24 protein-coding genes and 1 pseudogene are annotated in these 25,677 nt (G+C 69.2%); 15 read left to right on the forward strand and 10 right to left on the reverse strand.

Translation table 11 applies throughout. The features are described from left to right. Positions 1 to 258 precede the first annotated feature (258 nt). Together mprF and DIE22_RS03895 are read left to right on the forward strand one after the other, a co-directional pair. Positions 259 to 2,853, forward strand: coding sequence for a bifunctional lysylphosphatidylglycerol flippase/synthetase MprF (mprF, locus tag DIE22_RS03890; protein WP_124604565.1), 2,595 nt, complete (start codon positions 259 to 261; stop codon positions 2,851 to 2,853). Then, a complete protein-coding gene (locus DIE22_RS03895; RefSeq protein ID WP_124496288.1) occupies positions 2,850 to 4,130 on the forward strand; it encodes a virulence factor family protein in 1,281 nt (426 codons plus the stop codon). Before mprF ends, DIE22_RS03895 begins: the two co-directional genes overlap by 4 nt. Positions 4,131 to 4,203: 73 nt before the next feature. Here the strand turns inward: DIE22_RS03895 and DIE22_RS03900 are convergent, their stop codons facing one another. The 5 genes and pseudogenes from DIE22_RS03900 to DIE22_RS03920 form a co-directional block, all read right to left on the reverse strand. Then, positions 4,204 to 4,662, reverse strand: a complete 459-nt coding sequence (locus DIE22_RS03900) for a DUF934 domain-containing protein (RefSeq protein WP_124496286.1) — start codon at positions 4,660 to 4,662, stop codon at positions 4,204 to 4,206. Continuing rightward, complete coding sequence (locus DIE22_RS03905; RefSeq protein WP_124496284.1) at positions 4,659 to 6,443, reverse strand: nitrite/sulfite reductase; 1,785 nt, start codon at positions 6,441 to 6,443, stop codon at positions 4,659 to 4,661. The genes DIE22_RS03900 and DIE22_RS03905 overlap by 4 nt, the downstream gene beginning before the upstream one ends. Positions 6,444 to 6,642: 199 nt before the next feature. Beyond that, positions 6,643 to 7,044 carry a hypothetical protein gene (locus tag DIE22_RS03910; protein ID WP_124496282.1) on the reverse strand — a complete coding sequence of 134 codons (402 nt, stop codon included), beginning with the start codon at positions 7,042 to 7,044 and terminating at the stop codon, positions 6,643 to 6,645. Between the two features lie 86 nt (positions 7,045 to 7,130). Beyond that, on the reverse strand, positions 7,131 to 8,564 hold the full coding sequence (locus DIE22_RS03915; protein WP_124604566.1) for a PLP-dependent aminotransferase family protein: 1,434 nt from the start codon (positions 8,562 to 8,564) through the stop codon (positions 7,131 to 7,133). Positions 8,565 to 8,723: 159 nt separating this feature from the next. Then, a pseudogene (locus DIE22_RS03920) lies at positions 8,724 to 8,924 on the reverse strand (MFS transporter); the annotation flags it as partial. 18 nt (positions 8,925 to 8,942) lie between these two features. On the opposite strand from DIE22_RS03920, the gene DIE22_RS03925 reads away from it, so the two are divergent. From DIE22_RS03925 to DIE22_RS03935, 3 genes are all read left to right on the forward strand, one after another. Further along, positions 8,943 to 9,665, forward strand: coding sequence for a FadR/GntR family transcriptional regulator (locus DIE22_RS03925; protein WP_124496278.1), 723 nt, complete (start codon positions 8,943 to 8,945; stop codon positions 9,663 to 9,665). Between the two features lie 212 nt (positions 9,666 to 9,877). Further along, positions 9,878 to 11,002 (forward strand): extracellular solute-binding protein, encoded by a 1,125-nt coding sequence (locus DIE22_RS03930; RefSeq protein WP_124496276.1) that lies wholly within the window; start codon positions 9,878 to 9,880, stop codon positions 11,000 to 11,002. After that, positions 10,999 to 12,780: a diguanylate cyclase domain-containing protein gene (locus tag DIE22_RS03935; protein ID WP_124496274.1), complete on the forward strand. Its 1,782-nt coding sequence runs from the start codon at positions 10,999 to 11,001 to the stop codon at positions 12,778 to 12,780. The genes DIE22_RS03930 and DIE22_RS03935 overlap by 4 nt, the downstream gene beginning before the upstream one ends. Positions 12,781 to 12,878: 98 nt before the next feature. Here DIE22_RS03935 and DIE22_RS03940 read toward each other — a convergent pair whose 3' ends face one another. After that, positions 12,879 to 13,178 carry a DUF4148 domain-containing protein gene (locus DIE22_RS03940; RefSeq protein WP_124496272.1) on the reverse strand — a complete coding sequence of 100 codons (300 nt, stop codon included), beginning with the start codon at positions 13,176 to 13,178 and terminating at the stop codon, positions 12,879 to 12,881. Between the two features lie 263 nt (positions 13,179 to 13,441). Next, positions 13,442 to 13,702 (reverse strand): hypothetical protein, encoded by a 261-nt coding sequence (locus tag DIE22_RS03945; protein ID WP_006760082.1) that lies wholly within the window; start codon positions 13,700 to 13,702, stop codon positions 13,442 to 13,444. A 405-nt stretch (positions 13,703 to 14,107) separates the two neighbouring features. On the opposite strand from DIE22_RS03945, the gene DIE22_RS03950 reads away from it, so the two are divergent. Next, on the forward strand, positions 14,108 to 15,004 hold the full coding sequence (locus DIE22_RS03950; RefSeq protein ID WP_124496270.1) for a LysR family transcriptional regulator: 897 nt from the start codon (positions 14,108 to 14,110) through the stop codon (positions 15,002 to 15,004). 131 nt (positions 15,005 to 15,135) lie between these two features. Then, on the forward strand, positions 15,136 to 15,768 hold the full coding sequence (locus tag DIE22_RS03955; protein WP_124604599.1) for a LysE family translocator: 633 nt from the start codon (positions 15,136 to 15,138) through the stop codon (positions 15,766 to 15,768). A gap of 126 nt (positions 15,769 to 15,894) precedes the next feature. Here DIE22_RS03955 and DIE22_RS03960 read toward each other — a convergent pair whose 3' ends face one another. Then, entirely contained in the window at positions 15,895 to 17,580 is a 1,686-nt protein-coding gene (locus DIE22_RS03960) for a metallophosphoesterase family protein (protein ID WP_124604567.1), read from the reverse strand. A gap of 307 nt (positions 17,581 to 17,887) precedes the next feature. Here DIE22_RS03960 and DIE22_RS03965 point away from each other — a divergent pair, with 307 nt between their 5' ends. The 5 genes from DIE22_RS03965 to DIE22_RS03985 all read left to right on the forward strand — a co-directional run bounded on the left by DIE22_RS03965 (position 17,888) and on the right by DIE22_RS03985 (position 21,020). Then, on the forward strand, positions 17,888 to 18,196 hold the full coding sequence (locus DIE22_RS03965) for a YXWGXW repeat-containing protein (protein ID WP_124496266.1): 309 nt from the start codon (positions 17,888 to 17,890) through the stop codon (positions 18,194 to 18,196). A gap of 216 nt (positions 18,197 to 18,412) precedes the next feature. Next, the gene (locus tag DIE22_RS03970) at positions 18,413 to 19,177 is read left to right on the forward strand and encodes an RNA polymerase sigma factor (protein WP_124496264.1); all 765 of its coding nucleotides are present in this window, start codon (positions 18,413 to 18,415) and stop codon (positions 19,175 to 19,177) included. Continuing rightward, the gene (locus tag DIE22_RS03975; RefSeq protein WP_124496262.1) at positions 19,174 to 19,599 is read left to right on the forward strand and encodes a hypothetical protein; all 426 of its coding nucleotides are present in this window, start codon (positions 19,174 to 19,176) and stop codon (positions 19,597 to 19,599) included. Before DIE22_RS03970 ends, DIE22_RS03975 begins: the two co-directional genes overlap by 4 nt. Then, positions 19,596 to 20,099 (forward strand): periplasmic heavy metal sensor, encoded by a 504-nt coding sequence (locus DIE22_RS03980; protein WP_124496260.1) that lies wholly within the window; start codon positions 19,596 to 19,598, stop codon positions 20,097 to 20,099. The genes DIE22_RS03975 and DIE22_RS03980 overlap by 4 nt, the downstream gene beginning before the upstream one ends. Before the next feature lie 75 nt (positions 20,100 to 20,174). Beyond that, on the forward strand, positions 20,175 to 21,020 hold the full coding sequence (locus DIE22_RS03985) for a GNAT family N-acetyltransferase (protein WP_124604600.1): 846 nt from the start codon (positions 20,175 to 20,177) through the stop codon (positions 21,018 to 21,020). A 38-nt stretch (positions 21,021 to 21,058) separates the two neighbouring features. Here DIE22_RS03985 and DIE22_RS03990 read toward each other — a convergent pair whose 3' ends face one another. After that, complete coding sequence (locus tag DIE22_RS03990; protein WP_124604568.1) at positions 21,059 to 21,262, reverse strand: hypothetical protein; 204 nt, start codon at positions 21,260 to 21,262, stop codon at positions 21,059 to 21,061. 62 nt (positions 21,263 to 21,324) lie between these two features. Between DIE22_RS03990 and DIE22_RS03995 the strand changes: the two genes are divergently transcribed. The 3 genes from DIE22_RS03995 to DIE22_RS04005 are packed head-to-tail and all read left to right on the forward strand — an operon-like array spanning position 21,325 to position 24,171. Further along, entirely contained in the window at positions 21,325 to 22,728 is a 1,404-nt protein-coding gene (locus DIE22_RS03995; protein ID WP_124496256.1) for a DUF1800 family protein, read from the forward strand. Between the two features lie 2 nt (positions 22,729 to 22,730). Then, complete coding sequence (locus DIE22_RS04000; RefSeq protein WP_124496254.1) at positions 22,731 to 23,894, forward strand: DUF1501 domain-containing protein; 1,164 nt, start codon at positions 22,731 to 22,733, stop codon at positions 23,892 to 23,894. Between the two features lie 58 nt (positions 23,895 to 23,952). After that, on the forward strand, positions 23,953 to 24,171 hold the full coding sequence (locus DIE22_RS04005) for a YXWGXW repeat-containing protein (RefSeq protein ID WP_124496252.1): 219 nt from the start codon (positions 23,953 to 23,955) through the stop codon (positions 24,169 to 24,171). Positions 24,172 to 24,193: 22 nt separating this feature from the next. Here DIE22_RS04005 and DIE22_RS04010 read toward each other — a convergent pair whose 3' ends face one another. Next, a complete protein-coding gene (locus DIE22_RS04010) occupies positions 24,194 to 25,387 on the reverse strand; it encodes a tyrosine-type recombinase/integrase (protein WP_124496250.1) in 1,194 nt (397 codons plus the stop codon). Positions 25,388 to 25,677: the final 290 nt, after the last annotated feature.

Here is a 25,677-nt window from a genome sequence, read left to right on the forward strand (position 1 = left end):
GATGAAAAATCCCCTGCCGTTCCCGGTATGATGCGCACCTTGCGCATGAATTTGATGCCTCGTCGATGCGCCCGCCGCGCCCGAACTGCCCTGTGCGCGATCGAAAGATTCTGTAATATAAATTCCGTATACTCGTAATTTCTGATTCAGGCGCCACCAGCCTCCGACCTAGGCTGGCCGCTCACGCAGAACAACCAGATCCGTCGCCGCCCGGCCGTCCCGCGCCGCGACATGCTATGCGCCACCACTGAACAATCTATGTCTTCCCGCCACCCTGGGCCGCCCGGCCGTGCCGCGGCGGCGATCGCCCGTGTGGCGACGCTGATCCGCAACGAGCGCGTGCTGTCGCCGCTGCTCGCGCTCGGCATCGGCCTGCTGCTGATCGTGGTGTTCCAGCACCTGTCCGAATCCGTTGACTACCGGTCGGTGATCCGCCAGCTGCGCCACCTGTCCGCGGGCGAATGGGGCGCGTCGCTGGCCGCGACGGCCCTCAGCTATCTCGCGCTCGTCGCCCGCGATGCGGTCGGCCTGCGCTACGTCGCCGCCAGGGTGCCGCGCGCCGCGCTGTGGATCGGCGCGATCGCCGGCTCCGCGCTCGGCAACGCGACCGGCTTCGGCGCGCTGACGGGCGGCGCGGTGCGTGCGCGCGTGTACGGCGTGTCGGGTGTCACGCCCGCGCAGATCGGCCGGATGACGGTATTCACCAGCGGCACGCTCGCGCTCGCGCTGGTGCTGATGACGGCGGTCGGCATGGTCTGCGTGCCGCGCACGCTCGCCGCGATGCTGCATGTCGCGCCCGGCATGCTCATGTGGGGCGGTGCCGCGCTGCTCGTGGTGCTGGCCGTGATGACGATGACGTGCGGCAACACCGCCCGCCCGGTCGTCACGCGCTTCAAATGGCTGTCGTTCGACGTGCCCGCGCGGCGCGACCTCGTCGCGCAGGTCGCCTACGCGGTGCTCGACGTCGTGGCCGCGGGCCTGACGCTGTGGGTATTGCTGCCGGCTGCGCCGGTCGGCTTCCCGACCTTCATCACCGTGTATGCGGCCGCGCTGCTGCTCGGGATGATCGGCCATACACCGGGCGGGATCGGCGTGTTCGAGGCCGCGATGGTCTTCACGCTGGGCCGCGAAGTGCCCGCGCATGCGATGGTCGCCGCGCTGATCGCCTACCGCGCGATCTACTTCGGCGTGCCGCTCGTGCTGTCGGCCGGCCTGCTGGCCAGCTTCGAGGGCCGCGCGCTGCGGCGCCGGCTCGTGTCGCGGCAGGCCGCGCGCGTGTCGCAACTGGCGCCGCTGTTCCTGAGCCTCGTGACCTTTGCGGTCGGCGGGATGCTGGTGATCTCGAGCGCGACGCCCGCGTTCTGGCACCGGATCGCGATCCTGCGCGGCATCGTCCCGCTGTGGGTGCTCGAAGGCTCGCAGGTGATCTGCAGCGTACTGGGCGTCGCCCTGCTGTTCGTCGCGCGCGGGCTGCTGCGCCGCCTCGACGGCGCATGGTGGATGACCTTCGCGCTGACGCTCGCGAGCCTCGCGCTGTCGCTCGCGAAGGGGCTCGCATTCGTCGAGGCCGGCGTGCTCGGCACGCTGCTGGTGCTGCTGCTCGTCAGCCGACGCCGCTTCAACCGTCACTCGTCGCTGCTCGCCGAGCGCTTCACGGTGAGCTGGTTCGTGTCGGTGACGATGGTGCTCGTGCTCGCCGTGTGGGTGCTGTGCTTCGCGTTCCGCGACGTGCCGTACACGCGCGATCTGTGGTCGCATTTCGCGTTCGACGAGCGTGCGCCGCGGGCGCTGCGCGCGACGCTGGCGGCCGGCGTGTTCGTCGCGCTGTTCGCGCTGTGGCAACTGCTGCGCCCGGCGCCCGGCCGTTTCGTGACGCCGGTCGCGCAGGATCTGCTCGATGCGGAGCAAATCATCCGCGCGCAGGAATGCAGCGATGCGGGCCTCGCGCTGATGGGCGACAAGTCGTTCCTGTTCTCCGAGTCGCGCCGCGCGTTCCTGATGTACGCGAAACACGGCCGCACGTGGGCCGCGCTGCACGATCCGGTCGGCCCGCGTGAGGAATGGCCGGCGCTGATCGGCAAGTTCATCGCGCTGGCGCACGCGCACAGCGGCCGCGCGGCGTTCTACCAGGTGCGCGCGAACGCGCTGCCGCTGTATCTCGACGCGGGGCTCACGCTGATGAAGCTCGGCGAGGAAGCGCATATCGCGCTCGACCGGTTCGACCTGAAGGGTTCGAACCGGTCGCACCTGCGCTATGCGCTGCGCCGCGGCGACAAGGACGCGCTGACGGTCGAGGTGATCGCACCGCCCGACGTGCCGGCCGCGCTGCCGTCGCTGCGCGACATCTCCGACGGCTGGCTCGACAGCCGCGACGCGCGCGAGAAGAGCTTCTCGGTGGCCGCGTTCCACGACGGCTATCTCGCGACGCAGTCGGTGATGCTGGTGCGCCAGGCCGACAAGCCGATCGCCTTCGTCACGTTCATGACGACCGATCTCAACACCGAGGCGACCGTCGGCGTGATGCGCCATCTGCCGGACGCGTCGCCGTATGCGATGGAGTATCTGTTTACGCAGCTCGCGCTGCATCTGAAGGAAGCGGGGTTCCGCAAGCTCAGCCTGGGCATCGCGCCGTTCTCGGGGATGGGGGCGGCGAAGATGCCGTCGCCGTGGCACCGGTTCGGACTGATGGTCTGGCGCTTCGGCGGCCGCTTCTACAACTTCCGTGGCTTGCGTGCATTCAAGAGCAAGTTCGAGCCGCACTGGGAGCCGCGCTATCTCGCGGCCTCGGGCTCGGTCGGCGTGTTCGTCACGCTCGCGGATCTGTCCCTGCTGGCTGGAGGTCGGCGTTCATGATGTTGAAGAAGGGTATCGCACAGGCGGCAGTCGCTTGCGCGGGAATGATGCTGGCCGGCGCCGCGCTCGCGGCCCAGCCGGCGGCGGCGAAACCGGAAACCGTGTCGGGCGGCCGTTACGGCCCCGTGACCGTGACGAAGCCGAGCGGCCCGCTGCGCGGCTTCGTCGTGCTGTTCTCGCGTGAGCGCGGCTGGGGTGCCGCCGACCAGCAGGCGGCCGACGCACTCGCGAAAGCGGGCGCGATGACCGTCGGTGTGGATTCGGAGCGCTATGCGGCGAACCTCGCCGCGAAGCAGGAAACCTGTCACCACCTCGACGGCGACGCCGAGGCCGTCAGCCACCAGCTCGAACGCCTCGCGCAATCGGCGCGCTACTACACGCCGATCGTCGCGGGCGTGGGCCAGGGCGGCGCGATCGCGAAGCAGATCCTGTCGATGGCGCCCGAGAGCACCATCGCGGGCGTGGTGTCGGTCGAGCCGGCCGCGAAGCTCGACGCGCGCTTCAAGCCGTGCCCGCCCGATCCGACGATCGTGCGTCGCGCGATGCCGGGTTTCGTCGAAACGGCCGCGGCAGGCAACACCGCGAAGCTCGTGTCGCTCGTCACGTCGCACCTGCACGACACCACCAGCAGCGACGAGCTCGACGTGTCGGACCTGCCGCTCGTCGAACTGCCGGCCAAGGGCGGCAGCGACCGCCTCGCGATCGTGATCTCGGGCGACGGCGGCTGGCGCGATCTCGACAAGACGATCGCCGAGGCGCTGCAGCGCGACGGCGTGTCGGTGGTCGGCATCGACAGCCTGCGCTACTTCTGGAGCGAGAAGCCGCCCGCGCAGGTGAGCCGCGACCTGGCGCGCGTGATGCGCACGTACCTGGCGCGCTGGCATGCGAATCGCGTGGCGCTGGTCGGCTATTCGTTCGGCGCGGACGTGATGCCGTTCGCGTACAACCGGCTGCCGGCCGACCTGCGCGACAAGGTCTCGGTGATGTCGCTGCTCGGCTTCGCGCCGGCGGCGGATTTCCAGATCCGCGTGACGGGCTGGCTCGGGATGCCGGCGAGCGACCAGGCGATGAAGGTCGCGCCGGAAATCGCGAAGGTGCCGCCGCGGCTCGTGCAGTGCTTCTACGGTGCGCAAGAGCAGGACACGATGTGTCCCGCGCTCGTGAATACCGGCGCCGACGTGATCAAGACGGGGGGCGACCACCACTTCGGCCACGACTACATCGCGCTCGAGAAGAAGATCCTCGGCGGGTTCGGCAAGCCGGTCGCGGCGCGCTGAACGCCGGCGCCCGCTGCGCGGCGGGCGCGGTGCTCGCGGTTGATCGGACGGGCGGCCTGCGGGCCGCCCGCCTTCATTTCTCCGCCAGCATCGCGGCGTCCTGCCGCGGCGGTGCGGTTCTCGCATCGCGCTGGTAAAAGCCGGGAAACCTGTCGAGCTGCCGGCGGGCGGCCGCGACGTCCGCATCGGCGCCGAGCACCGCGCTCGAAAACCCCGTGCGTTCCATCAGCAGCAACTGGTCGATCAGCACGTCGCCCGTCGCGCGCAGGTCGCCGGCGAAGCCGAAGCGCTTGCGCAGAAGGTACGCCTGGCTGTATGCGCGGCCGTCGGTGAAGGACGGGAAATGCAGGTCGATGCGCGCGGCCTGCGCGATTCGTGCGGCGAGCGGCGGCAGTTCCTCGTCGTTGGCGATCGTCAGGATCGTGAGCGTCGCGGTGTCGGGCGCGTTCGTATCGTCGGCGTGTGCGGCCGGCGTCAGCAGCCGGATGCGTGCGTTCGCGCTCGCGTGAGCGTTTTCGTCGGTCGGTTTCATACGTGCTCCGCCTGGTGACGTGCGTCGTTTGCCGCCGCCTTGAAGGGCTCGGCGCCGATGCGGCGCACCGTGTCGATGAATCGTTCGCTGCGGCCGTCGGCGTCGAGCCGCGCGTCGAGATACGCGTTGACGAGCGCGTCCACGACATCGACGATCTCGTCCGCCGAGAACGACGGGCCGATTACCTTGCCCGGTCGCGCCGGGCCGCTCGCACTCGAACCGTCCGAGCCGCCGAGCGTCACCTGGTACCACTCCGCGCCGTCCTTGTCGACGCCGAGGATGCCGATGTGCCCGCTGTGATGGTGGCCGCACGAGTTGATGCAGCCGCTGATGTGCAGGTCGATGTCGCCGACGTCGTGCAGCATGTCCAGATCCTGGAACCGCTCGGCGATCGCGTCGGCGATCGGGATCGAGCGCGCGTTCGCGAGCGCGCAGAAGTCGCCGCCCGGGCATGCGATCATGTCGGTCAGGAGTCCGACGTTCGCGCTGGCAAGACCGACGGCGCGCGCGTGTTCCCACAGCAGGAACAGGTCGTCGACGTGCACCCACGGCAGCACCACGTTCTGCGCATGCGTGACGCGTGCCTCGCCGGCCGAGAAGCGGTCGGCGAGCTCGGCGAGCGCGTCGAGCTGCTCGGGCGACGCGTCGCCGGGCGCCTGCAGGCGGCGCTTGAACGACAGCGTGACGATGCGCAGCGTGCGATCGCGGTGCGCGGCGGCGTTGCGCGCGAGCCAGCGCGCGAAGGCCGGGTGGCGATTGGCGTGCGCGGCCATGCGCGCTTCGGCTTCCTGCAGGTCGAGCGCGCGCGGCGTGAGATGCGGCGGCACGAACGATGCCGCGATGCGGTCGAACTCGGCCTGCGGGATCGTGTGCGGGCCGCCGTCGTGCTCGACGATCTGGCGGAACTCTTCCTCGACGTCGTCGATATAGCGCTGTCCCTCGCTCTTCACGAGGATCTTGATGCGCGCCTTGTACTTGTTGTCGCGCCGCCCGTAGCGGTTGTACACGCGCACGATCGCCTCGATGTAGTTCATCACGTGCCGCCACGGCAGGAACGCGCGCAGCAGCGTCGCGATCAGCGGCGTGCGGCCCATGCCGCCGCCGGCGCTCACGCGAAAGCCGAGTTCGCCAGCGTCGTTGCGCACGAGCCTCAGCCCGACGTCGTGCCAGTCGGTCGCCGCACGGTCCTCGGCCGCGCCGGTGATCGCGATCTTGAACTTGCGCGGCAGGAACGCGAACTCCGGATGCAGCGTCGTCCACTGGCGCATCACTTCGGCGAACGGGCGCGGATCGGCGATCTCGTCCGGCGCGACGCCCGCGCGCTCGTCGCACGAAATGTTGCGGATGCAGTTGCCGCTCGTCTGGATCCCGTGCATGTCGACGGTCGCGAGCAGGTCCATCACGTCGGCCGCCTTCGCGAGCGGAATCCAGTTGAACTGCACGTTGGTGCGCGTCGTGAAGTGCGCGTTGCGGGTCGGCAGGCGCAGCGTGCCGAGCAGCGCCTGCGCGTCGCAGGCGGCGCGATAGGTGGCGTCGTCGGGCACGTCGTAGTCGCGCGCGATCCGCGCGAGCACGCGCAGTTGCGCGCTCGACAGTTCGCCGTACGGCACGGCGACACGCAGCATCGGCGCATGGCGCTGCACGTACCAGCCGTTCTGCAGGCGCAACGGGCGGAACGCGTCCTCGCTCAGCGAGCCGTGCTGCCAGCGTTCGAGCTGGTCGCGGAACTGGGCGGCGCGGCTGTGCACGAGCGCCCGGTCGAAATCGGTATATCGGTACATGACGTGATACGCGAGAGGAGCGGCGGCGCGGGAAGGCGCGCCGCTCGGGAGGGGACGTTGCGACGGGTGTCGGGCAACCGGAGACAGCGTAGGGAACGCGGGGCGGCGGGACAAGCAGCAGATCGGAACGAAAAGGGCGCAGCAGATCGGTAGCGCGCCGGTGAACGCCGGGCATGCGCCGCGCATGCCCGCGTCAGGCTCAGGCTTGTGCTTGTGCGTCGACGATCAACGCCGGATCGAGTGCGCGGATGCGCTGGTCGACGAAGTAGCCGCCGCCTTCCTGGTAGCGCAGGAACAGGCGGCCGCACGACACGCAGCGGCTGATGTTGCAGCGGTTGTACGGAAAGTGGCGCGGCGCGATCGGCGCGTCGTCGGACCCGTAGCGCGTGCCGGCCGGATGGTATTCGTCGTAGGTCGGCTCGCGGTCGTCGGGCGGCGCGAGCGTCGCCACTTCGGCGAGCTGCGTGCCCTGCAGCGACAGCGGCAGGCTCGTCCAGCCGGCAAGCGGAGCCTTCGTGCAGGTGCACGGCTGCGTGACGCCGGCGGCTTCGGCCGCGCGCTTCAGCAGCGCGGCGTGATCGAGGTAGGGCAATGCGCTCATGAGATGGGGGGGCGTGCGAAGGAGCGAAGGGGCTTGCACTGTAACCCGTGTGCGCGTCGGCTGCACGGCGTCGGCCGGCGTGCGGCTCAACCGGCCTTGCGTACCGTCGGCTCCGCGACCAGCTCGCCGAGCACGCGGATCGCGCGTTCGATGTCGCGGCTCCACGGATGGCCGAAGTTCACGCGCACGCAGCGCTCGAAGCCGTGCGCGGCCGAGAACAGCGGCCCTGGCGCGAAGCTGATGCCGCGCGCGATCGCCCGGCGATGCAGCTCCATCGCGTCGATCGCATCGGGAAACGACAGCCACAGGAAATACCCGCCGTCCGGCCGCACCCACTCCGCGCCGGGCGGCAGCCAGCGCCGCAGCGCGTCGTCCATGCGGGCGAGCTGCGTCTGCAGCGCGCCGCGCAGCTTGCGCAGGTGACGATCGTAGCCGCCATGCTCCAGATAGTTCGCGATGCCTGCCTGCGCGGGAATGCTTGCCGACAGCGTGGTCATCAGCTTGAGCCGCTGCACCTTTTCCGCGAAACGGCCGGCGGCGGCCCAGCCGATCCGGTAGCCGGGCGCAAGCGTCTTCGAGAACGAACTGCAATGCATCACGAGGCCGTGCCGGTCGAAGGCGCGCGCGGGCAGCGGGTAGTCGGGGCCGAAATGCAGCTCGCCGTACACGTCGTCCTCGATCAGCGGCACCTCGCGCGCGGCAAGCATCTCCACGAGCGCGCGCTTCTTGTCGACCGGCAGCGTGACGCCGGTCGGGTTCTGGAAATTGGTCATGAACCAGCACGCGCGGATGTCGTGCCGGTCGAGCGCGTTCGCGAGCGCATCGAGATCGAGGCCCGTGCGCGGATCGACGGGAATCTCGACCGCGCGCAGGTCGAGCCGCTCGATCGCCTGCAGCGCCGCATAGAAGCCGGGCGATTCGACCGCCACGACGTCGCCGGGCCGCGTAACCGCCATCAGGCACAGGTTGAGTGCTTCGAGCGCGCCGTTCGTAACGACGATATCTTCGACGGGCTGGGCGATGCCGGTCGCCAGATAGCGCCGTGCGATCTGCTGGCGTAGCGCCTCGTTGCCGGGCGGCAGGTCGACGACCGTGCTCCACGGGCTGACGAGCCGCGTCGCCTGCGCGAGCGACTTCGCGAGGCGCGGCAGCGGAAACAGCTGCGGCGACGGGAAGGCGGAGCCGAGCGGCACGATGCCGGGCTGCGTCGCGGCGTCGAGCACCGAGAACACGAGATCGCTGATATCGACCTTGCGCGTCTCGCCGGCGCGGCTCGCGCGGCGTTTCACGGGCGGGTTCGCCGCCGGGCCCGCGCCCGGCGCGACGTAATAGCCGGAGCGTTCGCGTGCGCGGATCAGCCCCCACTGTTCGAGCAGGTAGTACGCGCGAAACACCGTCGACTGGCTCACGCCATGCTGCGCGATGATCTGCCGAAGCGACGGCAGGCGCGTGCCGACCGCGAGGTTGCCGTGGCGGATTTCGTCGGCGATCGTGTGGGCGAGGGTTTCGTAGCGTTTCATCGGTGCGGACGGGCGCACGTGGCCGCCGCGCGCGGGGCCGGTGCGGCGCCGTGCCGGCGGGCGCGGCTCAGGCGCATTGTCCGACGAGCAGCCCGAAAAGGAAAGCGCGACGGCCGCGGCGCGTCGCGCTGTCCCGGCGCCGCCGATGCTTGCGCTGCGTCAGGCCGCGTTCGGCTCCGCGTTGCGGCCGTTCGCGCCGTCGCGCAGCGGCGGCAGCGGCTCGACCTTGCCGACGACGAACAGGTACGACAGCGCGCCGACCACGCACAGCGCACCGGCGACGGCGAGCGGCACGACGAACGAGCCCTTCGTGATCGACAGCATCACGCCGGTGAACGTCATGATGAAGATGCAGGCGAGCCTGTTGCGAGCCTTTCGATGACCGATCTTTCCAGCCTGCCCGCCCACCGCGATGCCGAAGCCGCGGACCGCTCCTATATCGGCCTTGCGCGGGACATTCACGCGATGGTGGCGGCCGGTGCGTTCGAAGCCGGCGCGCGGCTGCCGTCGGAGCGCAGCCTGGCCGACCCGTTCGGCGTGAGCCGCACGCAGGTGCGCGAGGCGATCAACGCGCTCGAGGTGCAGGGGATCGTCGAGGTGCGGGTCGGCTCGGGCATCTACGTGTCGGCTGCCGACGCCGCGCGTCCGGTGACGTTCGAAGTGCCGCGCGGCCCGGGGCCGATCGAGACGTTGCGCGCGCGCGGGCCGATCGAGGCGGAAGTCGCGGCGCTCGCGGCGACCGAACGCAAGGACGCCGATCTCGACCGGCTGTTCCTCGCGCTGACGACCATGCGTGAGCAGATGAACGACAAGACCGCGTACGACACGGCCGATCGCCAGTTTCATCTGCGGATTGCGGAATCGACCGGCAACGCGGTGCTGCTGCACATGATCACGGCGATGTGGGACTGTGCGCGCGGCGATCCGCTGTGGGACAAGATCGAGGAACACTTTCACTCGAGCGCGCTGCGCAAGGCCTCGCAGGAGGATCATCAGCGGATCTTCGCGGCGATCATGGCGCACGATGCGAACGGCGCACGCGATGCGATGCGTGCGCATTTGTCGCGCGTGATCGCGGAATTCACGCAAGCGTGGCGCTGAAAGCAAATGGCAAACGCGTGACAATGTGCTTTTGCCTGATCATTGCCGGTCCGCGCTGACGATCTCCTGTGCCCGCAACGACATGTGAGCGCATCCGTGCGAGCCTTGTCGCCATTCGGATGCACGGTCATGTACGGCGAATTCCGATTGCATGGCATTGTTTTTTATGGTGTCGTTGCACGATAACGCGTCGACGCGAAAAAGGACGGTCAATGCAGTCGGGCCATTCGTACGGGGTCCCATTCATATGGGGAATTGGCGCGCGCAGGCGTGGGCATCGTGCTGCGCGGCGCTTGCTCGCCCTGCTGACGCTGAGCGCGCTCGTCCTGCCGGCATTCGCCGCTTCTCCCGAAACCGTCGGTGACACCGTGCTGCGTGTGCTCGCGTGGCCCGGCTATGCGGACAACGATGTCGTCAATGCATTTGAGACGCAATTCCATGTGCGCGTCGAAGTGACGTTCGTCGATTCCGACGAAGCGTTGTGGACGCGGTTGCACAGCGCGTCGCCGCCGCCGTACGACGTGCTCGCGGCCAACACGGCCGAGATCCAGCGCTATGCACGCGAAGACCTGCTTACGCCGATCGACCTGGCGCAGATCCCGAACCGCCGGCGGCAACTGCCGAATTTCCAGCAGCTCGCGACGATCGGCGGGCTCGTGCGCAACGGCTCGACCTACGCGATTCCGTTCACGTATTCGTCCATGGGACTGATCTACGATCGCAAGCAGGTGCCGTCCGCGCCGCGCTCGATGCTCGAGCTCTGGAATCCGCGCTACCGCGGCAAGGTGCTCGACTTCAACAGCGCACAGCATAATTTTTCGTTCACCGCGCTTGCGCTCCGCTATCCCGATCCGTTTCACCTGTCGCCCGCGCAGACGCTCGCCGTCGCGCACAAGCTGGTCGACCTGCGCCGCAACCTGCTCACCTACTACACGCTTCCGGAAGAAGCGACCGCGCTGTTCGTCCAGCATCGCGCGGCGCTGATGTTCGGCAACTACGGCACGCAGCAGGTCGAACAGCTGCGTCGCGCCGGGGCGGATGTCGGCTACGTGATTCCGGAAGAAGGTGCGCTCGCGTGGCTCGACTGCTGGGGCGTCACGCGCGGCTCGGAGCATCGCGCGCTCGCGTTCGCATGGATCAACTACATGCTCGAACCGGCGATCGGCACGCTGCTGACCGAGCGCCAGGGGCTCGCGAATACGCTCGCCCCGCCACCCGGCATCGAGACCGGCCACCAGCACCTCGTCTGGATCCAGCCGGTCGAGGACATCGCGCGGCGCGAGTCGCTGTGGAGCCGCATCGTGTCGGGCGACCGGCCGGAGCGGTTCGAAAAATGATCCGGCTCGGGCTCACGTCGAAGCTGTCGGTGCTGTTCGCGTGCATCGGCGTGATTGCGTCCGGCACGACCGGCTACTACGCCTACCGTGCGAACCGGACGATGCTCGTGCAGGAAGCGCAGCACAGCCTGCTGATGTCGACGCAATTGCTCGGACAGCGCTTCACGAGCGCACTGTCCGACGTGGCCGACGATGCGCTCGTGCTCGCGCAATTGCCGTCGTCGGCGCTCGTCGCGGACAGCGACGGCGCCGATCGCGCGCCGCGCACGCGGCTCGAGCAGGTGTATTGCAGCTTCATGAGGAATCACCCCGAGTACCTGCAGATCAGGCTGATCGCGCGCGACAATTTCGGGATCGAGCGGATCCGTGTCGATCGCGACGCGCGCGGCATCGTCGTGCTGCCGGAGAGTGCGTTCCAGGAGAAAGGGCAGTTTTCCTATGTATTCGATACGCTCGCGACGGCCCCCGGCCATATCTACCTGTCGCCGATCGTGATCAATCACGAGACCGGTTCGCACGCGGCCGAAGATCTGCCGATCCTGCGCGTGGGCACGCCGGTCGTCGACACGGCCGGCCAGGTCGTCGGCGCACTGATCGTCGACATCGAACTGTCGCGGGTGTTCGATCGGCTTGAGCGCGATCTGCCGCAAGACTACGCGGTCTATCTCGCGAACGAGTGGGGCGATTTCATCGTGCATCCCGATCCGTCGCAAACGTTCGGCTTCGATCGCGGACGGCGCGTGCTGATGCAGGACACCTTTCCCGACACGCGGCTGCTGTTCGCCGGTACGAGGACGAACGTGACGCTCGACGGTCTCGCCGCGACCGGCAATGCGCCGGGCCAGATGGTCGCGTTCGTGCGCACGCCGTTCGGCAACAGCGAGGGCAACCGCTTCGTCGTGCTGGGCATGGCGCGTCCGCTCACGGACGTGCTGACGCCGGCCGGGATGCTCGGTGAACGGATCATCCGGATGGTGTTCCTGATGAGCCTGGCCGCGGTGATTCTCGCGATCCTGTTTGCACGCGCGATCACGCGGCCGCTGCAGATGCTCGCGCGTGCGGCGACCCACGTGTTCGACGATCCGGTCGCCGAACGGCTGCCCGTTGCACGGGCCGACGAGATCGGCGTGCTGGCGCGCTGTTTCGACAGCATGCGGGTCGAGATCCGCACGCAGGTCGCGATGCTGCGCGCGAAGCAGCTGGAGCTCACGCACCTCGCCGGTCACGATCCGCTGACCGGACTGCCGAACCGCCTGTTGTTCATGGAGCATCTCGAAGCTGCGATCCGGCATGCGGCCGCCGTGCGCGAGGGGCTGGCGGTGATGTTCGTCGATCTCGATCGCTTCAAGCAGATCAACGACCAGCACGGGCACGCTGCGGGCGATCGCACGCTCGTCGCGGTCGCGAAACGGCTGAGCCAGGTGCTGCGCGGCGGCGACATGGCCGCGCGGCTCGGCGGCGACGAATTCATCGTGCTGATTTCGGACGTGCGATCGCCGGCGGTGATCGGCGATATCGCGTCGCGTATCCAGATCGTGATGGCCGAGGAACTGGAGTTCGGCGACCGGCGCCTGGCCGTGGGCGCGAGCATCGGCGTCAGCGAATATCCGGCCGACGGCGCGTCGGCCGAGGAACTGCTGGTGAAGGCCGACGCGGCGATGTATGCGTCGAAGGCGTCCGCGCAGTGCGCGTGCGTGCGTTATCAGGAATTGCTCGGCGGTGGCGGCGGCGTCTGCCCGGATGCCGCGGGCCGCGTGGCGGCGGGAGGCAGCCGCTGACGGCCGGCCGTGCGGGCGGCACAAACGCGACGAGCCCGTCGCGGGACAGGCTCGTCGCATCTTGCGGCGGACTGCGCGCGACGCGCGCAGCGGCGGGCTTAGTGGCCGAAGTAGACCGAGTCCCGCGCGTTCCGCACTTTGACTGCCGGGGCGCCGCCCTGGACGACCGGGGCCGGTTGTGCGCCGTAGCCGCTGTTGTCGGCGGCGTGCACGCGCGCTTGCGCGGCCTGGATGTCGGCCGGGTAGTACGGGCTCGACCGGCTCGGCTTGTAGCCGGCGTTTTCGAGCTGGACGAGTTCGTCGCGCACTTGTGCGCGGGTCACGGTGCTTTGAGCGAATGCGCCGAACGAAGCGGACAGGGCGACAGCGGCGACGACTGCGGAAACGAGCGACTTCATGATGACCTCCGATGTTCTATTGACTTCGCTGCCGACACCATGTCGTAAGCGATTGATTACATCGTAGGCGTCGCTGGATCCAGGGTAAACGTGGATTCCAGCGAAAGATCATTGCATCCGAGGCAATAATTTCAAGATAAATTGGATCCGGCCCCATCGTACGTGGCGGGAATTGCAATCGGGGGGAGCGGCGCGGCGCCGCGCACGGGCGAGCGCCCGGCGGCGTGGTGCCGGCACGTGGGGCGGGATCGGGGCTTGCCGGATCAGACGCCGTCGGCGTCGTCGATCTCCTTGCGCTCGCGGCGTTCCTCGTTGCCGCGGCGCGCCCGCAGGCGCTGGCGCGACAGGACCGCGATCACCTGCTGGGTCGGGGCGCCGGACGGCAGCTCGTTGCGGATGCGATCGGGCACCATCGGCAGGCCCGCGCGCTGCCGGCGCAGTGCCTTCGCGATTGCCCGGCGGCATTCGTCCCCGTGGCAATCCCATTCATCGCGGATTCTCTGGCAATAACGGCATTGTTCCATCGAAACAGTCTAACGCGTCTTGCGGACCGCGGCTGAACGGGTAATGGGCGGGGGCTGGACTCGCGGGCGCGATGCGGCCGACCGCACCGGTCGTGAGCCGCGTGCCGTTCATGTCGGACTGCGAATCGACCGGGTGGTGCTCATCGACAGGAAGATGCGGTTCGCCGTGCTTCTGCCTGCGGGTTGCTTGCGCCGCGGAAGTCCGATGCCGGTGTGACCGGATCCCCGTCATTTCGCGCCTGCCTGCCCGCTATCGACATGAGCGAAAGCGAGTTCGGTCGACGGCACCCGTTGGCGGTGCGTGCGGTGCCGCACGCCGTCGAATATCGATGGCCCGCTTCAATCCCATTCATGACGCGTCGCCCTATCATGTGGAAAATACATGGACCGGAACAAGGAGGCGAAATGACGCTTGCGCAATTGCAGGCCCTGGCTGCCGTGGTCGAACTCGGCTCGCTGACGGCCGCGGCCGACCGGCTCAGCCGCAGCCAGTCCGCGATCAGCCACGCGTTGACCGAACTGGAGGACATCACCGAGGTCAGGTTGCTGTTGCGCGACCGCCAGCCGGTCGTCCTGACCGCTGCCGGCGAACGCCTGTGGCCATACGTGCAGAACGTCGTGCGGGAGGCGCAGACGCTGCGCCAGCAGTTCGGCCTGGCGCGCGGCAAGCTCGAAGGGCGGCTGGTCGTTGCGTCGCTGCCGAGCGTATCGCTCGCCTTGGTCGTCCCCGCGCTCGAGGCGTTGAAGGCGGCACATGAGGGCGTGACAGCGGTACTGCTCGAAGGCACGGACGCGGAAGTCGAAGGGTGGCTGGAGGACGGCACCGCCGACATCGGCGTGGTCGCCGGCACGAAGACGTTCGCGAACAATCTGCCGCTGCTCGACGAGGATTTCGTCGCGGTGGCGGCGCACGGCATGTTCGACGGCCGCAAGAGCGTGTCGGCGAAACTGTTGTCCGCCATGCCGTTCATTTTCTCGAAGGCGGGGTGCGGGCCGGTCATCGCGGATTACTTCGCGCGCAACGGTGCGTCGCTTCGCGCGGCGTTCAACGTGGTCGAGATGCGGACCATCCTGTCGATGGCGGAAGCGGGAATGGGTGTGTCGATCGTTCCGCGCATCACGCTCACCTATACGCGCTTCGGCGGCCGGGTGCTGGAGCTGTCGCCCAGGCTGCACCGTTCCGTGCGGCTGTCGTGGAACGCGACCGGCAATGCGGTCGCCGACGCATTCGTGAAGCTGGTCGATGCGCGGCGCGCGAAGGCAGGAAAGGGGATTCAGGCGCGGGCGAAAAAGGGAAAGTAGCGCATCGGCAGCGCAATGAGGCGATGAAGTGCGCTCATGAGGGGCTTGCAGTTTATTCATGCTGACAGCGGTCGGCATGCAATACATTGTTGGACACTCACCCTGACTTCATCGCGTCGAAGGAGACCACCGTGCCGGCCTTGCCCACCCTGATTGCTTTCGGACTCGTATCGCTCGGCATGGTCCTGACGCCCGGCCCGAACATGATCTACCTGATTTCCCGCTCGATCTGCCAGGGCCGCCGCGCGGGCCTGGTGTCGCTCGGCGGCGTGGCGCTGGGGTTCGTGTTCTACATGTTCTGCGCGGCATTCGGCATTACCGCGCTGGTGCTGACCGTGCCGTACGCATATGACGCGTTGCGGTTTGCCGGCGCGTCGTATCTGTCGTATCTCGCGTGGCAGGCGCTCAGGCCCGGCGGCCGCTCGGCGTTTCAGGTCCGGCAGTTGCAGCGCGACAGCGGCGCGAGACTCTTCACGATGGGCTTCGTCACGAACCTGGCGAACCCCAAGATCGCGGTGATGTATCTATCGCTGCTGCCGCAGTTCATTTCGCCGGGGCACGGCAGTGTGCTCGCGCAATCGCTGGCGCTGGGCTGCGTGCAGATCGCGGTCAGCGTCTGCGTCAATGCGCTGATCGCGTGCATGGCCGGCTCGATCGCGGGCTTTCTTGCCGATCGGCCGGTCTGGGCACGGGTGCAGCGCTGGTTGATGGGGACCGTGCTGGCGGGATTGGCGGTGCGTATCGCGCTCGAGTCGCGCAGCTAGCGGCGAGGCGGTTTCCGGCGGCCGGTGCAAGGGTGAGCGGAGGGGGCGCATTGCGCGCGATGTGCTCCGCATGACCGGACCTCCGCCGGCCCGCGGCGCCATCACGCACCGCGGGTCGCCGCCGCATCAGCGCTCGCCGCGCTGCTTGCTCAGCTCGATCGTCTCGAACAGATCGTACTGGGTGGTCGGGTGCTGATCCGCGCCCGGCGCGTGGTAGTAGCGCATCGTGATCGTCGTGTGGCCGCCCGGCTTGCCCGGGTCGTGGTCAAACACGGCGATCCCGTAGCCCGTGCCCGTATCGCGGCGCGCGGACCAGATCGCATCCTCCAGCGCATCGGCCGGCTTGCGCACGAACGTGTTCGCCGCCGCGCCCGGCACCGGCCGGTTCGGCTTCGTGAAGACCTTGGCCTGCGCATAGCCGGTCGCCGGGTTCTCGCCGTACACGTCGAGCGGCGCACTGGTGCCGCCGCCGCCGAGGATCAGGTGGATCGTGCCGTGGCTCGTGTCGAACGTCGTGCGATCGGGATCGGTCGATCCGACCGGACGCGGCTGCAGCGTCTCGACGACTTCGCCGGTCGACACATCGACACCCGCGCGGTGATTGCAGCCGCGCACCGGGTAGCTGCGCTCGTAGTCGTGATCGTGACCGCACAGCACGAGGTCGACGCCGTAGCGGTCGAACAGCGGCAGCCATGCCTCGCGGATGCCCTTGTCCGAGCCGTTGCCCGTCTTCGACGAACTCAGCGCATCCTGGTGCATCTGCACGACGATCCAGTCGACGTCGTCGTCGTGCGACGCATGGCGCAGCGTGTGCTCGAGCCAGCGCGTCTGCTCGCCGTTGCTGTAGCCGCGCACGTAGAACGACGTGCCCGGCTCGATCGGCGCGCGGCCGGTGCTCGCGGCCGGCACCAACGGATTGGGGCCGCCGACGAACGCGGCGGCGTCCTGGTACACGACGTCGTCGGCGTCGAGCGAGATGAACAGCACCGAGCTCACGCGGAAGCTGTACCAGCGGCCCGGGAAGCGCGTGCCGTTCTCGGGCAGCGTATAGCGCGCGAGATACGAGTCGAGCCCCTGCGGACCGTTGTTGAATTCGATCTCGTGATTGCCGGGGCAGGGCATCCACGGACGGTTCGCGGCCGACGTCTGGTTGTTGTTGCCGAAGTCGCGCCACACTTCCGGCTGGTGCGCGGGGTTCAGGTTCGCATAGCAGAGGTCGCCGTTCAGCAGGTGGAACAGCGGCTGGAACTGCTCGACGGCCTGCACCGCGAAGCGGCTTTGCGGCGACGACAGCACCCATGCGCCGTTCGGCGTCGCGAGGTCGCCGTAGCTCGTGAAGCGAAAGGGGGCGCGCCCGCGCGGCGCGGTCGTGAAGGTCGCGGCAAACGGCTGCGCGGCGTTGCTGTCGTTGTCGGCCGTGAGTTCGTAGCGGTAGCGCGTGTTCGGCTTCAGGCCGTGCACGCGAGCGTGGTACGTGAACACGGTTTCGCCGTTCAGGCCGTCGGTGTAGAGGCGTTGAACACCATGCACGGTGTGTGCCGGCTCGCCGTCGGCGACGATGCGCGCGCGCGGATTGACGGCCGGCGCGAGCGACGCCCACGAGATCGAGACTTCGGACGTCGGGTCGCTGCCCCACGTCAGGTGCACCTGTTCGGGGGTGCCGTCCGGGCTCGATGCGGCGGCCCGGGTGGCCGCGAGCCCGCCCGCGGCGGTGGCGAGGCCGGAGACGCCGGCCAGTTTCAGGAAGCCGCGACGCGATACGGAAGCGGCCGGCTCGTTCGACTCGGCGGGGAAGTTGTCCTGGTTCGACATGATCGTATTTTCGTTGAGTGGCACGCGAGATGCGGAACCGCCCGGCCGTGCGCGAGCGCGTCCGGGGCGTGGGCCGGAAACGAGCGGGATCCCGGTGACACGCATTGTCGAAGCGCAGTTTTGCCGGGTTGTGACAGACGGTAATCGGTGCGCGGACCCGATGCGTCGATGGGCGCGTGTGGCGTGGCAGGCGCGGCGGAAATTTTTTTGCTGGTGTCGCGACGGATTGTTGCCGCATGCGTCGTTTAACGAATGAACGGCCGCGTCCGGCCATGAACGGTCGATACACGATGCTTCGGAGTCTTGCATGAAACTTTCCATTTCATTACGGTTTGCCGCGGCGTGCGCGGCCGCGCTGGCGACATCCGCCGTATTCGCTCAGGCCGTCATCGTCGCGCCGGTCGCGCCGGTCGCACCGCCGCCGCCGCGCGTCGAAGTGATGCCGGCGCCGCGCGCGGGTTACGTATGGGATCAGGGCCACTGGCACTGGCGGTACGGTCGCTACGTATGGATCCCCGGGCACTGGCAAGTGGTTCGTGCCGGTTATCACTGGGTGCCCGGGCATTGGGCCGCGCGCGGCCCGAACTGGCGCTGGGTGCCGGGTCACTGGGCGTGACGCGCACGGTGCCGCGCGGCGCGCAGCGTCCGTGCGGCGGGACTTCCACGCAACCTCATGAGTCGAGCCATGCCTTTTCGAACCCTCGTGATCCTGGCAGCCGCGGCCGCCGTGCTGACCGGCTGTGTCGTGGTGCCGGCGCGTCCCGTGTATTACCGGCCCGCGCCGGTCGTCGTATATTGATCGCGCGGCCGGCTGGCGATCGACAGGATCGATATGCCCTTCGAACCGGATGTCGACGAAACCGACCAGGCCGATCTCGGGCGCGGCGCACCGCGCGTTGCCGACGCGCCGGCATGGCGCCGTCCGGCGCCGGCCCGGCGCATGCAAGGAGAGCACGACGATGAGCTTCAGCCGGACGGCGGGCAGACCCGCCGGCAGCATGCGGCGTTCGCCCGGCACGTTGTGGAGCAGTCCGCGTTGAGCAACGCCGATCCGGACGCGGAACTCGTCGCGCGGGTCGGCGCGCGCGACGCGTCGGCCGTGCGCGCGCTCGTCGCACGCAAGCTGCCGCGCTTGCTCGCGCTCGCGACGCGCATGCTCGGCGACCGGAGCGAGGCGGAAGACGTTGCGCAGGAAACCTTCCTGCGGATCTGGAATCACGCGCCGCGCTGGCGGGACGGCGAAGCGCGCTTCGACACCTGGCTGCATCGCGTCGTGCTGAACCTGTGCTATGACCGCTTGCGCGGGCGGCGCGAGGAGCCGGTCGACGCGCTGCCCGACGTGCCGGACCCGCAACCGGAGCCGGCCGCGCACGCGGAGTCGCGCTCGCGCGACGCGCGCGTACGGCAGGCGCTCGCCGCGTTGCCGCCCAGGCAGCGGGAAGCGCTCGTGCTCCAGTACTATCAGGAGATGTCGAACGTTGAAGCGGCCAACCTGATGGGCATCACCGTCGATGCGCTGGAAAGCCTGCTCGCGCGCGCGAGGCGCAACCTGCGCGCGCAACTGGCCGGCGACCCACCTAGCGAGGACAAGCGATGACACCCGAACGATTTCGTACCATCGTCGCCGCGTACGGCGCGGATGCGCGGCGCTGGCCGCCAGGCGAACGCGCGGCGGCCGAAGCGTGGGCGCAAGCGCATCCGCGCGACGCGCTGGAGGCGCTCGACGAAGCCGCCGAACTCGATGCGTGGCTCGCGCAGGATGCGGTCACGCCGCCGGCGCCGGCGCCGGCGCTCGTCGAACGCATCGTCGCGTCGGCGCCTGCGCCGCGAGGTGCGCGGCGGCGAGGAAGAGTGTGGTGGTCGGGCGCGGCGTTCGCGGGCGTCGGGCTGGCGGGCGCGCTGGCGGGCGCGGTGGCCGTGTCGATGCTGATGCTCGGTAGCGCGCCGGTCGCGCAACACGAACCGGGCTACCTGACGACGACGTTCGGCGGCCCAAGTATCGACGGAGGCGACGATTGAGCGAGCGCGGCTGGAAATTCATTCTCGTCGGGTCCGTCGTGCTGAACGTGTTCATGCTCGGCGCGATTGGCGGCGGCGCGTATCAGTGGTTCGCGACGCATCGCGATCTGCATGGGGCCGGGATGCCCGGGCAGCGTACGGCGTTGCGGTTCGCCGCGGACGAATTGTCCGATGCGCGTCGGCAGGAATTTGCCGCCGCGCTGAAGGCGGCGCGCAAGGACGGCCGGGATGTCGCGCGGGAAGGGCGTGACGGGCGGATTACGGTGCTGGATCTGCTGGCTGCGCCGCAGCTCGATCGTCCGGCGATCGATGCGGCGCTCGACCGGACGCGGGCGGCGGACAGTGCGTTGCGCGGGCAGGTGGAGCGCAGTGTCGTCGATTTCGCGGCGACGTTGACGCCGGACGAGCGCGCGAAGTTCGTCGACGGGTTGCGGCGGAGCGGGAACTGGCGGTTGCCGGCGAAATTGCAGAGCAAACGCGACGCGGCGGGGAGTCAGTAAGCGGCGTTGCGTGACGACGCGCGACGTTCGCGAATCAGTTGGCGGCCATCTCGAGTGCCGCGATGGGGGCGAACCATGGATCGAAGCGAAGACTTTATCGTGCGCACCATGTCGGCCGATGAGGTGGCCATGTCGGTCGAATGGGCGGCTGCCGAAGGGTGGAACCCCGGCCGGCATGATCCGCAGTGCTTCAGGGAAGCGGACCCGGCCGGCTTTTTCGTCGGGGTGTTGCGCGGCGAGCCGGTTGCGTGCATCTCCGCCGTCGCCTATGACGAGCGCTTCGGCTTCATCGGTCTCTACATCGTAAAACCCGGGTTTCGCGGCCAGGGCTTCGGTTTGCGCATCTGGCAGCACGGCATGCGCTACCTCGGAGACCGCAACGTCGGTCTCGACGGCGTCGTGGCCCAGCAGGCGAACTACAGGAAGTCCGGGTTCCGGCTCGCGTATCGCAACATCCGCTATCAGGGGCGCGTGGACGGCATCGGGTGCGCTCATGTGGCGTCCGTGGCCGATGTGCCGTTCCAGCAGTTGCTTGCCTACGATCGCCAGTGTTTTCCCGCGGCGCGCGAGCGTTTTGTTTCCGCCTGGATCGCGCAACCCGATGCCGTTGCGCTCGCAACGGTCGAGGCCGGTCGTGTCGCCGGGTACGGCGTCGTGCGCCGCTGCAGGGCGGGTTGCAAGATCGGCCCGCTCTTCGCCGATGACGCAGGCGTCGCCACGGGGCTGTTTCGTGCGCTGGCGTCGCACATGCCCGGCGAGGTGATCGTGCTCGACGTGCCTGAAACGAACCCCGCGGCCGTCGCGCTCGCTGAACGGCACGGCATGTCGAGCGTATTCGAAACCGCGCGGATGTATACGCAAGAAGTGCCCGCGATGGCGATCGAGCGCGTGTTCGGGGTGACGTCGTTCGAGCTGGGGTGATCGTCACGGGCGTCGCCGACCCGAGGCCATCCTCCCGGCTACTTGTCGAACCAGTCTTCGAATTCAGTGTGGGTCTGGTTGAAGGCCTTGGCGTCGGATACGGTTTCCGCGCGCACGATGCCGTGGATGCCGCGGAACTTGCCGGTGCCACCGGTGATATCCCGTTCCGTGAGGTCCGTGAGGTTGTTCAGGCGGTGCTGTCCGGCAGCATCGCCGCGCCGCATCCGAAATATTTCGCCCATCCCGCGACGGATTTCCCGCCGGCCCCCGTTAAACACGGGTACGCATCGCGAGAGCCCCCGTCATGGACCATCCGAACGACATCTCACCGGCCGCCATCGCGCTGAACCGCTTCGGTCTCGGCGCGCGAGCCAACGAAGCGCCGCCGGTCGACCCGAAGGCCGCGCTGGTCGCCCAGTTCGATCGCTACGACCCGCGTCCCGCCGCGTGGGCCGCCGAGCCGGACGCGGTCACGCTCGCCACCCGGTTCGCGAACACCCGCCACGCGATGACGAGCGACGACGCGGCGGCCAAGCGCGCGACCGCGCAGTCGATCCGTCGCGATGGCTACGACGCGTATCGCAGCGCGGTCGCCGCGCGGCTGAACAGCGCGCTCGCCACGCCCGCGCCGTTCGTCGAGCGGCTCGTGCATTTCTGGGCGAACCATTTCGCGGTGTCGGTCGACAAGGGGCAGGTCGCCGCGTACGCGGGCGCATTCGAGCGCGATGCGATCCGCCCGCACGTGCTCGGCCGCTTCGAGGACATGCTCGTCGCCGCCGAGCAGCATCCCGCGATGCAGCTGTTTCTCGACCAGGCGCGCTCGGTCGGCCCCGACAGTCCGGCCGCGCTGCGCGCCGAAGCGCGCAATCCCGCGGCGCGGCGCGGTCTCAACGAGAATCTCGCGCGCGAAATCATGGAGCTGCATACGCTCGGCGTACGCACCGGCTACACGCAAACGGACGTGACGGAATTCGCGCGTGCGCTGACCGGCTGGAGCATTGCCGGCGAACGCGGGCCGCAGCCCGGCGACGCGGCGCCCGGCGCGTTCGTGTTTCGCCCGAAGCTGCATGAACCGGGCGTGCGCGCGGTAATGGGCCGCGCCTACGACCAGCCGGGCGAAGCGCAGGCGCGCGCGATCCTGGGCGACCTCGCAGCTTCGCCGGCGACGGGCCGGCACATCGCGTTCCAGCTCGCTCGCCATTTCGTCGCCGACAACCCGCCGCCCGCGCTCACTGACCGGCTCGCGCGCGCATTCGAGACGAGCGGCGGCGATTTGCCGACCGTCTATCGCGCGCTCGTCGATGCGCCGGATGCCTGGTTGCCGGTCAACCGCAAGTTCAAGACGCCGTGGGAGTGGGCCGTGTCGTCGCTGCGCGGGCTCGGCTGGCGCGATACGGGCGACTTCGGCGACCTGAAGGCCGCGCCGCTGCTCGCGCAACTCGGCCAGCCGGTGTGGCGGCCCGGGTCGCCGGCCGGCTACGACGACGTCGCCGCGAGCTGGGCCGCGCCCGACGCGCTGGTGCGCCGTGTCGAGATCGCGCAGCGGCTCGCCGCGCGTACGGGCGACCGGCTCGATCCACGCACGCTCGGCAACACGCTGCTGGCCGGCTCGCTGAGCGCACCGACGGCGACCGCGCTGTCGCGCGCGGAAAGCGCGACGACGTCGCTCGCGCTGCTGCTCGTGTCGCCCGATTTCCAGCGGAGATGAACATGGCTCGATCCCTTACCCGTCGTCATTTCCTGAGCGTCGCGGCGGCCGGCGCGGGCGCGATCCTCGTCGCGCCGCGCATCGTGTTCGCGAACGTCGAAACCGACCGGCGCTTCGTGTTCGTGATCCAGCGCGGCGCGGCCGACGGGCTGAACATCGTCGTCCCGTATGCGGAACCCGCGTATGCGTCATTGCGCGGCCCGCTGGCGATCGATGCCGCGGCGGCGACGCGCATCGACGGCACGTTCGCGCTGCATCCGTCGCTTGTCCAGACCGCGCAGATGGTTCGCGACCAACAGGCGCTGTTCGTTCACGCGATCGCGTCGCCGTATCGCGACCGCTCGCATTTCGACGGCCAGAACGTGCTCGAGACGGGCGGCCGCGCCCCATACCAGGTGAAGGACGGCTGGCTGAACCGCCTCGCCGCGATGTTGCCGGCGACGCGCGAGCGCGCGATCGCGTTCGCGCCGACGGTGCCGCTTGCGTTGCGCGGCAGCGTGCAGGCCGCGTCGTATGCGGCGTCCGGTTTGCCGGCCGCGCCGGACGACCTGCTCGCGCGCGTGTCGGCGCTTTACGAGGCCGATGCGCAGCTCGCGCCGCTGTGGCAATCGGCGATGGCGGCGCGCGGCCTCGCCGGCGATGCGCATGCGCGTCAGGATCCGGCGGGCGTCGGCACGCTCGCGGCGGCGTTTCTCGCGCGCGACGACGGCCCGCGGATCGCGATGATCGAGACGGGCGGCTGGGACACGCACAGCGCGCAGAACGCACGGCTCGCGAACCAGTTGAAGGCGCTCGACACGATGCTCGCCGCATTGCGCGACGGTCTCGGGCCCGTGTGGCAGCAGACCACCGTGCTGGTCGCGACCGAGTTCGGCCGCACGGCCGCCGCGAACGGCACGGGCGGCACCGATCACGGGCAGGCGTCGGTCGCGATGCTGGCGGGCGGGGCGGTCGCGGGCGGCCGGGTGATCGCCGACTGGCCGGGCTTGCGGCCGGCCGACCTGTACGAAGGGCGCGACCTGAAGCCGACCGCGTCGCTCGATGCGCTGATCGCGGGCGCGGCCGCCGAAAGCCTGCGGCTCGATCCCGGCCGCACCGCGGCCACGCTGTTCGCGGAAAGCGGCGCGACGCGGCCGATGACGGGCCTCGTTCGCGGAACCGCGTGACGCGCGGCAGGCGCGCGTTCGCATCCGCCAACCGATGACACAACAGGGAGAAGTGACGATGAAGATCCGATCCGTATCGCTTGCCGTACTGGTGACCACGAGCGCCGCGCTGCTGTCCGCGTGCGTGGTCGAACCCGCGCGGCCGCCGCAGCCCGCACCGGTCGCCGAGGTGGCGCCGCCGCCGCCCGCACCCGGCTATCGCTGGGCGAAGGGCCATTACCGCTGGGCCGGCAACCACTGGGCGTGGGTGCCCGGGCATTGGGTGGCCGTGTATTGAAGCGGACCGGACGGCCCGCCGCTCACCAGCCGATCCGGTGCTTCTCGTCGGTTTCGCTGTGCCGCCAGTCGTCGTCCGCATGCAGATACTGGCTCGTCGTCGTCAGCGAGACGTGTCCGAGGTTGTCGCGCACGAGCCGCAGGTCGACGCGGCCGTCGGCCATGTGCGAGCCCGCACTGTGGCGCAGCCAGTGCGCGGATGCCTGGTCGAGCACGCGCGCCTGTGCCTCGCCGGCATCCCCTTGCGCGCGCAACCGGTCGGCCGCGAACCGGAACACCTGCTTCACGATCCGGTGCAGCGCGGCGCGCGTGAGCGGCTTGCGCGTGTGACCGGCCGGCAGCACGAGCGGCGTGTCCTCGCCGTCGGCGGGCAGCGCGGGCAGGCCGTGCGCGCGCCGGTAGCGCGCGAGCTCGGCCATCATTTCGGTGGTGGCCGGCACGAGCCGCTGCCTGCCGCCTTTGCCGGTCACGTCGAGCCACCAGCGATCGTATCCGTTCGCGTCGCGCCGTGCAAAGAATTGCCCCATCGTCGTATCGGCTGCCTCGGTGATGCGCAGCCCGCCGAGATACAGCAGCGTGAAGACCCAGCGCGCGCGGTCCGCATGGAAGGATGCGCGCGCATCGTCGCGCGGCATCGCGGCGATCGCGTCCTTGACCGCCTGCCACAGCGGCGGCCCGAGATGGCGCGTGACGCGCGGCGCGGGCCGCCGTTGCCGCTGCCGCGACAACGCGAGCGGATTGCCGGCCAGATAGCCGGCCTGCACGAGCCACGAGAACATCACGTTCAGGATCACCATCGCCTGGCGCTGGCTGGCCGCCGACAGCGGCCCGTAGAACGGCCGCCAGCGCGGGTCGCCGCGCGGATGCTTGCGGCCGCCGTTCGCGCACCACACGTCGGCCGGCGCGGGCGCGAGCAGGAACTGCCGGTAGACGACGAGATCCTCGTGCGTGAGCGACGACAGCGGCTTGCCGCACGCGATCACGGCCCACAGCAGCAGGCGCTCGGCTTCCTTGCGGTAGTTCTGGAATGTGGCGGGCGTATCGACGAAGCGCGCGAGCCATGCGCGCACGGCATCGAGATCATGGGTCGCGGCGATCTGCGGGTGTGCGCCGGTCGAGCGGTTCGTGCCCGCGCGTCCGTCGAGCGCGGCCGGCACGGTCAGCGCATCGATCGGCTGCGGCCGCAGCGCGGCGTCGGACGGAACGGGTGAGGTCATGCGAACAGGGGGCGCTGCCTGCCCGTGGCCGGGCAGGCGCAGGCGGCGCGACGAAGCGTACGAGGAAGCGCCGATGGTAATACACGATCACCACGCGGTGAAGCCGCCGTCGATCGCATCGCTCCAGCGACAACACGCTGTTCAGCAACGTCCGCACGAGCGTCGCCGGCCGCGTGACATCCGTCTTCGAAAAGATCGCACGCAGATGCGAGTGCGCGGTGTTCCTGCCGACGTCGAATGAAGGTGGCGGTACGCCTGCTGTAAGCCGATTGTGAACTTTCCCGGCGCAC

Origin of the sequence: Burkholderia sp. Bp9142 (assembly GCF_003853415.1) — a bacterium.
Taxonomy (GTDB): domain Bacteria; phylum Pseudomonadota; class Gammaproteobacteria; order Burkholderiales; family Burkholderiaceae; genus Burkholderia.